The organism is Streptomyces sp. SD15, assembly GCF_054462255.1.
This window is the reverse complement of the sequence record NZ_JBTLMO010000001.1, coordinates 52,355-66,139: the sequence shown is the minus strand read 5'-3', so window position 1 is coordinate 66,139 and position 13,785 is coordinate 52,355. Positions and strand designations below refer to the sequence as shown.

At 70.0% G+C, this 13,785-nt stretch carries 10 protein-coding genes; 6 read left to right on the top strand and 4 right to left on the bottom strand.

The window, feature by feature from the left end:
• Together ACX28W_RS00345 and ACX28W_RS00340 are read right to left on the bottom strand one after the other, a co-directional pair.
• Positions 1-1,287, bottom strand: coding sequence for an ABC transporter substrate-binding protein (locus ACX28W_RS00345; RefSeq protein WP_458996710.1), 1,287 nt, complete (start codon positions 1,285-1,287; stop codon positions 1-3).
• A gap of 82 nt (positions 1,288-1,369) precedes the next feature.
• Positions 1,370-2,407: a carbohydrate kinase family protein gene (locus tag ACX28W_RS00340; RefSeq protein ID WP_458996709.1), complete on the bottom strand. Its 1,038-nt coding sequence runs from the start codon at positions 2,405-2,407 to the stop codon at positions 1,370-1,372.
• A gap of 125 nt (positions 2,408-2,532) precedes the next feature.
• On the opposite strand from ACX28W_RS00340, the gene ACX28W_RS00335 reads away from it, so the two are divergent.
• The 4 genes from ACX28W_RS00335 (at position 2,533) to ACX28W_RS00320 (ending at position 8,754) form a co-directional block, all read left to right on the top strand.
• Positions 2,533-3,300 carry a DeoR/GlpR family DNA-binding transcription regulator gene (locus tag ACX28W_RS00335; protein ID WP_458996980.1) on the top strand — a complete coding sequence of 256 codons (768 nt, stop codon included), beginning with the start codon at positions 2,533-2,535 and terminating at the stop codon, positions 3,298-3,300.
• Positions 3,297-4,634 carry a 6-phospho-beta-glucosidase gene (locus ACX28W_RS00330; RefSeq protein WP_458996708.1) on the top strand — a complete coding sequence of 446 codons (1,338 nt, stop codon included), beginning with the start codon at positions 3,297-3,299 and terminating at the stop codon, positions 4,632-4,634. Before ACX28W_RS00335 ends, ACX28W_RS00330 begins: the two co-directional genes overlap by 4 nt.
• 27 nt (positions 4,635-4,661) lie before the next feature.
• Positions 4,662-7,709, top strand: a complete 3,048-nt coding sequence (locus tag ACX28W_RS00325; protein ID WP_458996707.1) for an alpha-mannosidase — start codon at positions 4,662-4,664, stop codon at positions 7,707-7,709.
• Positions 7,710-7,863: 154 nt separating this feature from the next.
• Positions 7,864-8,754: a sulfotransferase family protein gene (locus tag ACX28W_RS00320; RefSeq protein ID WP_458996706.1), complete on the top strand. Its 891-nt coding sequence runs from the start codon at positions 7,864-7,866 to the stop codon at positions 8,752-8,754.
• 27 nt (positions 8,755-8,781) lie between these two features.
• Here the strand turns inward: ACX28W_RS00320 and ACX28W_RS00315 are convergent, their stop codons facing one another.
• Together ACX28W_RS00315 and ACX28W_RS00310 are read right to left on the bottom strand one after the other, a co-directional pair.
• On the bottom strand, positions 8,782-10,464 hold the full coding sequence (locus ACX28W_RS00315; RefSeq protein ID WP_458996705.1) for a carbohydrate binding domain-containing protein: 1,683 nt from the start codon (positions 10,462-10,464) through the stop codon (positions 8,782-8,784).
• A 136-nt stretch (positions 10,465-10,600) separates the two neighbouring features.
• Complete coding sequence (locus ACX28W_RS00310; RefSeq protein WP_458996704.1) at positions 10,601-11,761, bottom strand: ATP-grasp domain-containing protein; 1,161 nt, start codon at positions 11,759-11,761, stop codon at positions 10,601-10,603.
• A 381-nt stretch (positions 11,762-12,142) separates the two neighbouring features.
• Here ACX28W_RS00310 and ACX28W_RS00305 point away from each other — a divergent pair, with 381 nt between their 5' ends.
• Both ACX28W_RS00305 and ACX28W_RS00300 read left to right on the top strand, forming a co-directional pair.
• Positions 12,143-13,051, top strand: coding sequence for a metallophosphoesterase family protein (locus ACX28W_RS00305; RefSeq protein ID WP_458996703.1), 909 nt, complete (start codon positions 12,143-12,145; stop codon positions 13,049-13,051).
• Positions 12,999-13,781, top strand: coding sequence for a 4'-phosphopantetheinyl transferase family protein (locus ACX28W_RS00300; protein WP_458996702.1), 783 nt, complete (start codon positions 12,999-13,001; stop codon positions 13,779-13,781). Before ACX28W_RS00305 ends, ACX28W_RS00300 begins: the two co-directional genes overlap by 53 nt.
• Positions 13,782-13,785 lie beyond the last annotated feature (4 nt).

Below are 13,785 nucleotides of genomic sequence, written 5' to 3'. Positions count from 1 at the left end.
TCAGTAACTCACCCCCAGGTGGTCGGCGATGCGCCGGCACTTGCTCATGGCGTCCTCCCAGGCCTGCTTCTCGTCCTTGCCGAGGACGGAGAAGTTCCGCAGCTCGTCATTGATGGGGGTGCTGAGCGCGATGTCGTACGGGCTGTTGAAGGCGACCGGGATCTTCTGCGCGGCCGGGCCGAAGACGTCCATGGTGATCTGGTTGCCGAAGAACGCGTCGGGTTCGCGCAGCTTCTTCATGGCGTACGACGCCGGAGTCGAGGGGAAGAGCACCGAGTCGACGAAGCCCTGGGCCTGGTTGTCCGCGTCGAGCATCCAGGTGATCATCTCGAAGGCCTTCTCCGGCTCCCGGCACGCCTTGGTGATCGCCAGGAACGAGCCACCGATGTTGGACGGTCCGCCCGGACAGGCCGCCACCCGCCACTTGCCCTTGGTCTTCGGCGTGTTGAGCTTGATGTCACCGGCCGCCCAGGAGGCGTTCAACTGGCTCGGCAGCAGGCCCCGCTCGGTGGCCGATATGTTGTCCGGCGTGCCGTTGATGATCTTCGAGACCAGGCCGCGGCGGGTCGCCTCGACGGCACGGTCCCAGGCGGTGCGTACATGCTCCTGGTCACCGATGAAGTGCCGGTCCTTGTCGACGTACCGCTTGGTCGTCTGATTGACCGAGATGCCGAAGACGCTGAGGGCGTCGGTGAGGATGAACGTGCCGGGGATGCGCTTCTTGAGCTGCTCGCCGGCCGCGAAGAACTTCTCCCAGGTGTCCAGCTCTTCGGAGACGTCCGCCGGCTCGTACGGCAGGCCGCCCTTCTCGAAGACGGCCGGCTGGTAGTAGTGCGCAACCGGCCCGCAGTCGATCGGGAAGCCGACCATCGAGCCGTCCTCGGCGATGCCCTGGTCCCACTTCCAGTCCAGGTACCGGTCCTTGAGCTTCTCGGCACCGAGCGTGCGCAGGTCCACGAACTGGTCGGAGTTCGGCAGGTACGAGGCCATGTCCTCGCCCTTGAGCCCGGCGATGTCCGGGACGTGGGCGCGTCCGGTCATGGTGGTCATCAGCTTCGAGCGGTAGTAGCCGCCGATCTGGATGGCCTGGAGGTCCACCGCGCTGTCGTAGCGGGCCTTGGCGTCCTGGACGACCTTCGGGCTCAGCCCGCCGCTCCAGTACCACAGGACCATGTTCCGCCCGGTCGAGCCGGTCGGAACGCCACAGCCGGTCGCCAGGCCGCCGAGCGCCGTGGCGGCCGTTGTGGCCAGGCCCGCGCGCAGCAGGCCCCTTCGTGAGAGCCGCACAGCTCCCACCGCCTTTCGGATCTTTTCGGTCTTCGTGTACGAGGGGTCATACGTGGGGTGATGAAAGGGGTCTTACGTGGGGTCATCGGGGGGTGCTCGGTCGACGCGTGGCGTCGGGGGGAGTGACGGGAGCGTGTTGGACGGGCGGGCCCGGGTCCGCCGGAACGCGGTCGGCCAGGAAGCCGTACGCCTTGCGCAGTTCGGGATCCCGCAGCGAGTGCCACCAGCGGTGGACGCCGTACCAGCCGGGCGCCGCCAGCGCACCGCCGTGCCTCTGTACGGACAGGCCCGCGGCGAGCACCGCGAAGCGCAGCCGCTCCTCCAGCGGCCAGCCGCCGAGCGAGGCCGCGACGAAACTCGCACCGAAGACGTCTCCGGCACCCGTCGCGTCCAGGACATCGATGTCGAGCGCGGGAACCTCCGCGAACTCGCCCGTCAACTGGTCCACGGCCACCGCCCCGTCGCCGCCGCGGGTGACCACGGCGACCGGCACCAGTTCGGTCAGCGTGCCGAGGGCCGCGACCGCGCTGTCGGTGCGCGTGTAGGCCATCGCCTCGGTCTCGTTCGGGAGGAAGGCGTGGCACAGGGCGAGCTGGTCGAGGAGGTCGCGGGACCACTCCTGGGTGGGGTCCCAGCCGACGTCGGCGTAGATCTGCGTGCCGTTCGCGGCGGCCTTGGAGAGCCAGGCGCGCGGCTCGGCCTCGAGGTGCACGAGGGCGGTGCGCGCCTCGGGCGGGTCGCCCATCAGCTCGTCCTGCGAGTACGGCGGTTCCTGGCCGTGGGTGACCAGGGCTCGGTCGTCGCCGTGGGCGAGGGAGACGGTGACGGGGGTGTGCCAGCCGTCGGCGGTACGGGAGAGGGAGAGGTCGACGCCCTCCTGGCCGGCGAGGACCTCGCGGCAATAAGCGCCGTAGTGGTCGTCGCCGAAGACCGTGGCGAGGGAGGTGCGCAGGCCGAAGCGGGAGGCCGCCACGGCCAGGTTGGCGATGCCGCCGGGGCTCACGCCCATGCCCTCGGTCCAGATCTCCTCGCCGGGGGTCGGCGGCCGTCCCAGCCCGGTCAGGACGAGGTCGTAGAAGAGCAGCCCCGTCAACAACACGTCGGGCCGGTCGTCACCCACTGGACACCCTCTCGTCAAAAGTCTGCAAGCGGTGCACAGGATCGTGCGCGCCTCCAGCCAATTTGGCAAGAGTCGAGCAGAACTGAGCATAGAAATGATTGAGAATGACGAGTACTGTTCACGGTGTGCTGGCAGAGCGACGACATCAACTCATCCTGCGGGCCCTGCGCTCCGGCGGGCCCGCGGCCGTGACCGATCTCTCCGAACAGCTGGGTGTGAGCCCCGCCACGGTCCGCCGTGACCTGCTGAAACTGGAGGAGGAAGGCCTGCTCACGCGGGTGCACGGCGGCGCGGTCGTGGAGGAGGGCGACCAGCCCTTCGCCGAGGTCGCCGAGGTCCGCGTGCCCGAGAAGGACGCCATCGCGGCGCACGCCGCGTCGATGGTGCAGGACGGCCAGTCCGTCCTGCTGGACATCGGCACCACCGCCTACCGGCTGGCCCGGCAGCTGCACGGCCGCCGGATCACCGTGATCACCAGCAACCTGGTGGTCTACGAGGAGCTCGTGGACGACGAGGACATAGAGCTGGTGCTGCTCGGCGGCATGGTCCGCCGCGAGTACCGCTCCCTGGTCGGCTTCCTCACCGAGGACAACCTGCGGCAACTGCACGCCGACTGGCTCTTCCTCGGTACAAGCGGGGTGCGGCCCGGCGGGCAGGTGATGGACACCACCGTCGTCGAGGTGCCGGTCAAGCGCGCCATGATCGAGGCCGGCGACAAGGTCGTCCTGCTCGCCGACCGCGCGAAGTTCCCGGGTACGGGCATGGCGCGGGTCTGCGGGCCGGAGGAACTCGACGTGGTGGTGACGAACGGCCCGCTGGACCCGGCGACGCGGTCCTCGTTGGAAGAAGCGGGCGTGCAAGTGGTCGTGACAGGAAAGGCGGATACGGCGTGAAGCTGACGATTCTCGGTGGCGGCGGTTTCCGCGTGCCGCTCGTGTACGGGGCGCTCCTCGGGGACCACGCCGAGGGCCGCGTCACCCATGTGGTGCTGCACGACGTGGACGCGGCGCGCCTGACGGCCGTGGCCCGCGTACTGGCCGAACAGGCGGCGGGGGACCCGGACGCCCCTGAGGTGTCCTGCACCACCGATCTCGACGACGCCCTGCGCGGCGCCGACTTCATCTTCTCCGCGATCCGCGTCGGCGGCCTCGAAGGGCGCGCGGCGGACGAGCGGGTCGCCCTGGCCGAGGGCGTCCTCGGCCAGGAGACGGTCGGCGCCGGCGGCATCGCGTACGGCCTGCGCACGGTCCCCGTGGCCGTCGACATCGCGCGGCGGGTGGCCCGGCTCGCCCCCGACGCCTGGGTCATCAACTTCACCAACCCGGCCGGCCTGGTCACCGAGGCCATGTCCCGCCACCTCGGCGACCGTGTGATCGGCATCTGCGACTCGCCGGTCGGCCTCGGCCGCCGGATCGCCACGGTGCTGGGCGCCAACCCCCGCGAGGCGTGGATCGACTACGTCGGCCTCAACCACCTCGGCTGGGTACGCGGGCTGCGCGTGGCGGGCCGCGACGAACTCCCGCGCCTGCTCGCCGACCCCGAGCTGCTGGGCTCCTTCGAGGAGGGCAAGCTCTTCGGCGTCGACTGGCTCCAGTCCCTGGGCGCCATCCCGAACGAATACCTGCACTACTACTACTTCAACCGGGAAACGGTCCGCGCCTACCAGCAGGCGGAGAAGACGCGCGGCGCGTTCCTGCACGACCAGCAGGACCGGTTCTACGAGGAGATGAAGCGCCCGGAGGCCGCCGCGCTGACCGCCTGGGACCGTACCCGCGCCGAACGCGAGGCCACCTACATGGCCGAGAACCGGGACGCGGCGGGCGCGGGCGAACGCGACGCCGACGACCTCTCCGGCGGCTACGAGAAGGTGGCGCTGGCCCTGATGCGGGCCATCGCCCGCGACGAGCGCACCACGCTCATCCTCAACGTCCGCAATCGCGGGACGCTGAGCGTGCTCGACGCGGACGCCGTCATCGAGGTGCCCTGCCTCGTCGACGCCAACGGTGCCCACCCGGTCGCCGTCGCCCCGCTGCCCGACCACGCCACCGGGCTGGTGTGTTCGGTCAAGGCGGTGGAGCGCGAGGTCCTGTCCGCGGCCGAGTCCGGCGCGCGCACGACCGCCGTGAAGGCCTTCGCCCTGCATCCGCTCGTGGACTCCGTGAACGTGGCCCGCAGGCTGGTCGACGGATACACCTCGGTCCACCCTGGCCTGGCGTACCTTAAGTAAGCGCTTTCCACCTTTCTGGAGACTCTTATGCACGACGAACGCCGCCGGATCGAGGAGCGCGTCGCACGCGTCCACGACCAGCGCATCAAGCCCGCCGTCCACGCCACCTCGGTGCCCTTCGAGGTCGAGGCCTGGCAGGCGCCCGGCGAGCCGGTCCCCTTCGCGGAGGCGGCCGCGGCGCCGTACAAGCCCTTCGCGATGGACACCCCCTGGGGGCCGCCCTGGGGTACGACCTGGTTCCGGATGCGCGGGTCCGTCCCGCAGGACTGGGCGGGCAAGCGCGTCGAGGCCGTCTTCGATCTCGGCTTCGTCGGGGACTGGCCCGGCAACCAGGCCGAGGCGCTCGTCCACCTGCCGGACGGGGTGCCGCTGAAGGCGGTCAACCCACAGAACCAGTACGTGCCGATCGCCCACCCCGCGACGGGCGGCGAGGAGATCCACTACCTGGTCGAGGCGGCCTCCAATCCCGACATCCTCGCCAACGACTTCGCGGCCCCGACCCCGCTCGGCGACCGCCTCACCGCGGGCGACAAGCCGCTCTACACCTTCAAGCGCGCGGACATCGCGATCCTCGACGAGGACGTCTGGCACCTCGACCTTGACATCCAGGTGCTGCGCGAGCTGATGCTGGAGCTCGCCGAGCTCGACCCGCGCCGCCACGAGATCATGACCGCGCTGGACCGGGCGATGGACGCGCTGGACCTGGACGACATCTCCGGGACGGCCGCCGCCGCCCGCGCGGTACTCGCGCCGACCCTCGCCAAGCCCGCGCACGCCAGCGCCCACACCCTGTCCGCCGTCGGCCACGCGCACATCGACTCCGCCTGGCTCTGGCCGATCCGGGAGACCAAGCGCAAGACCTCCCGCACCTTCTCGAACGTCACCGCGCTCGCCGAGGAGTACGAAGAGTTCGTCTTCGCCTGCTCGCAGGCCCAGCAGTACGAGTGGGTGCGCGACAACTATCCGCAGGTGTGGGAGCGCATCAAGAAGGCCGTGTCCGACGGCAGTTGGGCGCCGGTCGGCGGCATGTGGGTGGAGGCCGACGGCAACCTGCCCGGCGGCGAGGCGCTGGCCCGCCAGCTCATCCACGGCAAGCGGTTCTTCATCGAGCACTTCGGCATCGAGACCAAGGGCGTCTGGCTGCCGGACTCCTTCGGCTACAACGCGGCTTACCCGCAGCTTGCCAAGCTCGCCGGCAACGAGTGGTTCCTGACCCAGAAGCTCTCCTGGAACCAGACCAACAAGCTGCCCCACCACAGCTTCTGGTGGGAGGGCATCGACGGCACGCGCATCTTCACGCACTTCCCGCCCGTCGACACCTACAACGTCGAGTTCTCCGGCAAGGAGATGGCGCACGCCGTCCGCAACTACCAGGACAAGGGCCGCGGTACGACGTCACTGGCCCCCTTCGGGCACGGCGACGGAGGCGGCGGCCCCACCCGCGAAATGATGGAGCGCGCCCGCCGGTTGGCGAACCTGGAGGGCTCGGCGAAGGTCCGCGTCGAGCACCCCGACGCCTTCTTCGCCACCGCCCGCGAGGAGATCCCCAAGGACCAGGTCTGGTCGGGCGAGCTGTACTTGGAGCTGCACCGCGCCACCTACACCTCACAGGCCCGCACCAAACAGGGCAACCGGCGCAGTGAACACCGGCTGCGCGAGGCCGAGTTGTGGGCGACGACCGCCGCGCTGCACGTGCCGGGCTACTCCTACCCGTACGAGAAGCTCGACCGGCTCTGGAAGACCGTGCTGCTGCACCAGTTCCACGACATCCTGCCGGGCTCGTCCATCGCCTGGGTGCACCGTGAGGCGGAGGCGGAGTACGCACGGGTGGCGACGGAGGTCGAGGCGCTCACGGCGGAGGCCGTCGCCGCGCTCGGCACCGGCGAGACCCGGGTGTTCAACACCAGCCCGGTCGACCGCGCCGAGGTGGTCCGTACGTCCGTCGGCATCCCGATGTACGCCGAGGTCCCCGCGAACGGCAGCGCCCCGCTCGGCACGGGCGAGCCCGCGCGGCCGGTGACCGTCAGCGGCCGCGTCCTCGACAACGGCCTCGTCCGTGTCGAGTTGGCCGAGGACGGCACCCTGGCCTCCGTACGGGACCTGACGGCCGATCGCGAAGTCCTCGCCGACAAGGGCAACTTGCTGCGACTGCACAGCGACCTCCCGAACTACTGGGACGCCTGGGACATCGACAAGCACTACAAGAACCGCTACACGGACCTGCTCGACGCCGAGTCCGTGACGGTCGTCGAGGACGGCCCGCTGCTCGGCGCCCTGAAGGTGGAGCGTGCCTTCGGCAAGGGCTCGCGGATCACGCAGACGATCACCGTCCGGGCGGGCAGCCGCCGGATCGACGTCGAGACGGAGATCGACTGGCACGAGGCGGAGAAGATCCTCAAGGCCGCCTTCCCGGTGGACATCCGGGCCCCGCACTCCTCCGCGGAGATCCAGTTCGGCCACGTCCAGCGCCCCACGCACACCAACACCAGCTGGGAGTCGGCCCGGTTCGAGGTCTACGGCCACCGCTGGGTGCACATCGCCGAGCCCGGCTACGGCGTCGCGGTCATCAACGACTCGACGTACGGTCACGACGTCTCCCGCACGGTCCGCGAGGACGGCGGTACGACGACGACCGTCCGGCTGTCCCTGGTGCGCGCCCCGCGCGTGCCCGACCCCGAGGCCGACCAGGGCAAGCACCGCTTCACGTACTCGCTGCTGCCCGGAGCGAGTATCGAGGACGCGGTCGCGGAGGGCTACGCGCTCAATCTGCCGCTGCGGGTGGCCGATTCCGCGGGTCCCGCGCGGCCGGTCGTCTCGGTCGACGGCGAGGGCGTCACGGTCGAGGCGGTCAAGCTCGCCGACGACGCCTCGGGCGATGTCGTCGTACGCCTCTACGAGTCCCGCGGCGGTCGAGCCCGGGGCACCCTGCGCACGGGCTTCCCGCTCGCGGGGGCCCAGGTGACCGACCTCCTGGAGCGTCCGCTGGCGGCGGCGGACACGGACGGGGACGCGGTCCCGGTTGAGTTGCGCCCCTTCGAGGTGCAGACGCTGCGACTGGCCGTACGGAAGAACTGACCGACCGCACTTCCCATGAAGAATTAAGGAAGTGGTAAAGCGCCTGGTCACGGCAGGTTTGGCGCCTGCCGTGACCACGGCTCGTTCCCTACCCGACACCTGAAGTTCGCTTGTCACCCCTGTGATGCGGGGGAGTCGAGAGAGAGGTGTCACGGTGCGAGACCCGCGTATGTCCGCGATCAGCAAGGGCCTGAAGCGTCGGGGGAGGCTGGTGGCGGAAGCCGTGCGCCCGCCGCGGCGGGATCTGGACACCGTGCCGTCACCCCGGACCCCTACCAAGGCCCCTGAGGAGCGGAAGTACGTCGCCCCGTGCGCCCCGCGTCTGGTGGACTCGCCCGTCTTCGTGCTCTCCTCCGTGCGCTCCGGCTCGACCCTGCTGCGGGTGCTGCTCAACAGCCACAGCCAGATCCGCGCCCCGCACGAGATGCATCTGCGCACTCTCCACGTCACCATGTCCCGCGACTTCACCGCGGCCGCCATGCAGGCGCTCGAACTCGACAAGGACGAGCTGGAGCACACGTTGTGGGACCGGCTGCTGCACCTCGAACTCAGCCGCAGCGGCAAGCAGATCATCGTGGACAAGACCCCGCCGAACACACTCGTCTGGCCGCGCCTGCACCGATGTTGGCCGAACGCCCGCTTCATCGTGCTGCTCCGCCACCCGGCCGCGGTGATCAGCTCCCTCACCAACCGTCGCGCCAACCCCAACCACGAGGGTATTCGCCGCGAGGTCCTCAACTACAGCGAGAAGCTGGAAGAGGCCCGCCAGGGCCTCGACGACGCCCATGTGATCACGTACGAAGAGCTCACCGCCGATCCCGAGCGGATCACCCGCGGCCTGTGCGACTACCTCGGCGTCCCCTGGGAGAGCACCATGCTCGACTACGGCTCCCAGGACCACGGCACCTTCCGCCCCCAGCTCGGCGACTGGAGCAAGACCATCAAGTCGGGCCGTGTCCAGCCCGCCCGCAGCGCCGATCCCGGGCTCGAACTCCCACCCAGGCTCGCTGAGTTGGCGCGAGCATGGGGATACCCGGCCGGCTGAGGACCGGGCACCCCCGCACCGTGCGCGTCAGCCGGTGAACCCGGCTGTGATGGACGTGAACTGCCAGGTGTTCTGGCTGATGCCGGAGCAGTTGCTCACCACGCCGCCGCCGGGGCAGGGCCGGTCGCGGTTGACCGACCAGTAGGCGAGCCGGGCGATGTGGTGGGAGTTCGCCCAGTCACGGATCTGGGTCCAGATCGCCGGACTCGTCAACTCCTGCTGGTCGCTGAGCCCGTTCATGCCCGAGATACCGATGTGGGCGTAGGCCGTGGCGTCGTCCCAGCCGAAGGCCGACTTCAGCTTGGTCTTCAGCCCCTCGGTGGCGCCCACGGTGTTGCCGTACATGTCGGCACCGCCGCCGAAGTCGAACGGCATGATCGTGAACACGTCGATGTTCGCGTTCAGGGCCTTGGCCTGGTCGATGAGGCGGCCGCCCCAGTAGTTCGGGCCGGTCGTCGAGGTGCCGAAGGTGATGATCGTGCGCAGGCCCGGGTTGTTCGCCTTGACGATCTTCAGGGCGTTCAGGATCCGGTCCTGGACCGTCGCGTTCTCGAATTCGTCCGTGTTCTCGATGTCGACGTCGATCGCCTTGAGCCCGTACGCGTCGATCACCTTCTGGTAGGCGCCCGCCAGCGCCTCCGGTGTCGCGCAGTTCGGCCCGAGCTTGTTGCCGCTCCAGCCGCCGATCGACGGGACGATGTCGCCGCCCGCGGAGCGGATCGAGTTGATGACGGTCTGGTCATTGCCGCCGGTCAGCGCGCGCGAGCCGTCCCAGGCGGGGTTGCAGCCGCCCGAGGAGAGGATGAACGCCATCGTGAACCACTTGATCCCGGTGGAGCTCATCACCGAGGTCGCGCTCGGCGGGTCGCCCCAGCCGAGGTAGAGGTAGGGCGCCGCCTGCTTGAAGCCGGTGTCGCCGCCACCGCCCGCGTTCGTCGTGACGCTCACGGCGTTGGAGGCCGCCGAGGCGTTCCCGGCCGCGTCCCGCGCCTTCACGGTGAAGGTGTAGGAGGTGCTCGCCGACAGCCCGCTGACCGTGGCACTCGTACCCGACACGCTGAGCACCTGGTTCGAGCCGCTGTAGATGTCGTAGGCGCTCACGCCGACGTTGTCGCTCGACGCGCCCCACGACAGCGACACGCTGGAGGAGGTCTTGCCGGTCGAGGTCAGGTTCGTGGGCGTGGTCGGCGCCTGCGTGTCCGAGCCGCCGCCGGGACCGTCCAGGCTGATGTCGTCCGCGTAGTAGGTGCCTTGCCCGTACCAGCCGTGCGTGTAGATCCGGGCGCTGGTCTGCGCGGCACCAGTGGTGAAGGACAGGGTGAGTTGGCTGTACGCCGATGGGGAGGTCGTCCAGGTCGAGGCGCCGCCGTCGACGCCGAGGTAGACGTAGTTGCCGCGCACCCAGCCCGACAGGCTGTACGTCGTGTTCGGCCGAACCGTGACGGTCTGGCTGCACTGGGCGTTGTCGCTCGAACTCGCGGCTCCCGCAAGGGCTTTGGTGCCGCCGTGCACCGGGCTGGTGACGATCGAGCCGAGGTTCCCGGTGCATGACCAGGGGGAGAGGCTGCCCGACTCGAAGCCGGGGTTGGGCAGGATGTTGGCCGCCTGGGCCGTGGTGGGGAGGGCGACCGCGCCGGCCAGGGCCAGGGCGGCGGTGCCGAGCAGGGCGAGGAAACGACGTCTGGAACGTCCGAGGTCTGTGATGCGCACACGATCTCCCTGAAGAAATGGGGGTGTTCGGGAGTGCTGAGGGGTGCGCAACCAAGTTGGTATGGACCAATCCCGCTGTCAAGGTGCTGAGCGGGAATTGGTCCAGACCGGTGGGCGGAGTGTGGGCGGAGTGTGTCTACGCGGGCGCGATGGCCGCCGTGGGTGCGCCGGTGGGGGCGGGCTCCGTGGCGGGGGCGGGCACGGCCGGCAGCGTGGATGCGGGCGTGGGGGTGGGCGTGGGGGTGGGCACGTCGGTCCGCTGCTGCGGAACCGACATCGGACGCACGGGACGGGTTCCCGAGACCACGGTGTAGTCCTGCCCGAGCAGCGGCGGTACCACCTCGCCCGGCTCCTCGCCGAGCGCCAACTGCACAGCGGCCCACGGCGCGTTGATGCCGCACTGGGAGAGCTGGTGCAGGCCGCCCGCCGGACGGGTGTTGACGTCCATGAGGACCGGCTCGTCGCCGTACATCCGGAACTGGATGTTCGTCAGATAGTGCAGCCCGAACGCCTCCGCGAGCAGCCGCGCGGGCTCGATCCACGAGGGGTGGAGGGTGAAGCCGCGGCGGCGCCCGTTCTTGGTGCGGCCCACGGCCATGCGGACCCGGCCGTCCGGCCCGGTGAGGCAGTCGACGGACACCTCCGGCTGCCCCAGCAGCGGCATGACCAGCCAGTCGACGGGTTCGTCCGCCTCCCGCAGCGCGTCCTGGACCAGGCTCAGCGGCACATACGGACTCGGAAATCCGTTGAGGTGCGCGAGTGAGAAGGGGGCGCGCGTGATGACGCGGAAGCCCACCCCGCCCGCCCCCGCCGCCGGCTTGAAGCAGGCCTTGTGACCCGCGGCCTCCAGCGCCTCGACCGCCACGAGGAGCTCCTCCTCGGTGCGCACCCGCCACCACGGCGGCACCGGCACGCCCACCGCCTGGACCGCCTGGTACGCGGTGGCCTTGTCCTGGAAGACGGCCACCGCCTCGGCGGGCGGCGCCAGCAGGGCCGTACCGATCGCGGCGAACTCGGCGCGATGCGCCACGATCGCCGACTGGTGCAGGACCGGCACGAACACGTCGATGGAGTGGCGGGCGCACTGGTCGAGGGCGTACTCGACGTACGCGGCGGGGGAGAGGCCCTCCGGCTCCATGGCCGCGGTGTCGGCCGCGGCCAGTACGGGAGAGTCGGGATCGCCGTGCGTGGCATGGATCTCGACCGGACGGAGCTGCGGATTACTTCGCAGCTGATCCATGAAGAACACGTTCTCCGCGTACGTGCGGTTGAGCCAGACGCGTACGCGAGAACCCATGCAGGCCGCCTTTCACGGTTCCCGGGCACAGCGAAGCAGGCCGTGCCCGGCCAGGGGAGAGGGAGGTACACGAAACCGCCGGACGCCAAAAGAAGTTCAAGACGGTCGTGTTGGGGCGATCATAAGGGGCGCGGGCCGGGTGTGACGCTACAGGCGTGTTACGGATTCCCGGAGAAGGCGATCGCGGGCACTCGGATGCCGTGGATCGGCCCTGGCTGCGCCCCGGATCGGGGCTTGGCGATACGTGCGGGATCAGGGCTTGGCGATGCGCGGGATCGGGCCTTCGCGATGCGCGGGATCTGGCCTTGGGGCGGGCCGTTCTTGTTCCACGGGGGCGAATGTGTTCTTGTGTTTCCATTCGTTTTCTCGGAGGTGGCGCAGGTGCGGTCGACGGTCGGCGGACATGGAAACCTGCTGGCCATCAGTGACCTGCACATCGGGTACGCGGAGAACCGCGCCCTGGTGGAGAAGATGCGCCCCGAGTCCGACGACGACTGGCTCCTGGTGGCCGGTGACGTCGCGGAGACCGTGGCCGACATCCGATGGGCTCTCGAAACACTCGCCGGCCGCTTCGACAAGGTGATCTGGGCGCCCGGCAACCACGAACTGTGGACCCATCCGAAGGACACGGTGAAGCTGCGCGGCGTCGCCCGCTACGAGCATCTGGTCGCCATGTGCCGGGAGTTGGGCGTCACGACCCCCGAGGATCCCTACCCCGTATGGGAGGGGCCGGGCGGGCCCACGGTCGTCGCACCGCTCTTCCTGCTCTACGACTACTCGTTCCTGCCGCCCGGCTGCGCGACCAAGGACGAGGGGATGGCCTACGCCCAGGAGACCGGGGTGATCTGCACCGACGAGGTCACCCTGCACCCCGATCCCTACCCGAGCCGCGATGCCTGGTGCCACGCCCGGGTCGCCGAGACCGAACGCAGGCTCGCCGAACTGCCCGACGACCTGCCCACGGTCCTCGTCAACCACTACCCGCTGGACCGCCACCCGACCGACGTCCTGCGCTACCCCGAGTTCGCGATGTGGTGCGGCACCCGGCTGACCGCCGACTGGCACCGCCGATTCCGTGTCGAGGTCATGGTCTACGGTCATCTCCACATCCCGCGGACCACCCATCACGAGGGTGTCCGCTTCGAAGAGGTCTCGGTGGGATACCCCCGCGAGTGGCGCGCCCGCTCGGGCCCGCCGGGAACCCTGCGCCGCATACTGCCGATGGAGGTCGAAACCGGTGATCGAGGAGCTGCTCCCGGATTCGGTCGTGACCGTGGAAGCACTCGGTGACGACGCGGCCGGGGACGCGACGCTGTACCCCGAGGAAGCGGCTCAGGCGGCGCCGTTCGTGCCCAAGCGGCGTGCTGAGTTCGCCGCCGTGCGGGCGTGTGCCCGCCGGGCCATGGAGAAGCTCGGCGTGCCCGCGCAGCCGGTCCCGCGCGGCGAGAGCGGAGCGCCCGTCTGGCCCTCCGGGCTGATCGGCACCATGACGCACTGCCCCGGCTACTGCGCCGCGTCCCTCACCCGGGCCACCGACCTCGCCTCCCTGGGCATCGACGCCGAAACCCACGAGGAGCTCCCGGAGGACGTCATCGAACAAGTGGCCCTGCCCACGGAGAGCGACCGTCTGCGGGGGCTGGCGGTGCGGCACCCGTCCGTGCACTGGGACCGGCTGCTGTTCAGCGCGAAGGAGTCCGTCTACAAGGCGTGGTTCCCCCTCACCGGGCAGTGGCTGGGATTCTTCGAGGCGGACATCGAGCTCTTCACGGACAGCGGCGTCGAGCGGAGGGGTCTCGACGGGCGGGGTCGCGGCGGGCGGAGTAGTCTCGAGAAGAAAGATCTTGAGGGACAGGGTGCAGGGGCGTGGGGCCCCGCCCGGTCCGGCGGTTTCCGCGCCGACCTCCTCGTGCCGGGACCGCTGGTCGGCGGGCGGCGGATCGAGAGCTTCGACGGGCGCTGGACGATCCGGCGGGGCCTGGTCGCCACGGCCGTCGCCGTGCCCCACGCCGTCCGCGGCTGACAGC

Excerpts from the sequence above, each read along its gene's own strand:
- ACX28W_RS00310 (WP_458996704.1), bottom strand. The coding sequence starts at position 11,761 with ATGGGTTCTCGCGTACGCGTCTGGCTCAACCGCACGTACGCGGAGAAC.
- ACX28W_RS00325 (WP_458996707.1), top strand. The coding sequence starts at position 4,662 with ATGCACGACGAACGCCGCCGGATCGAGGAGCGCGTCGCACGCGTCCAC.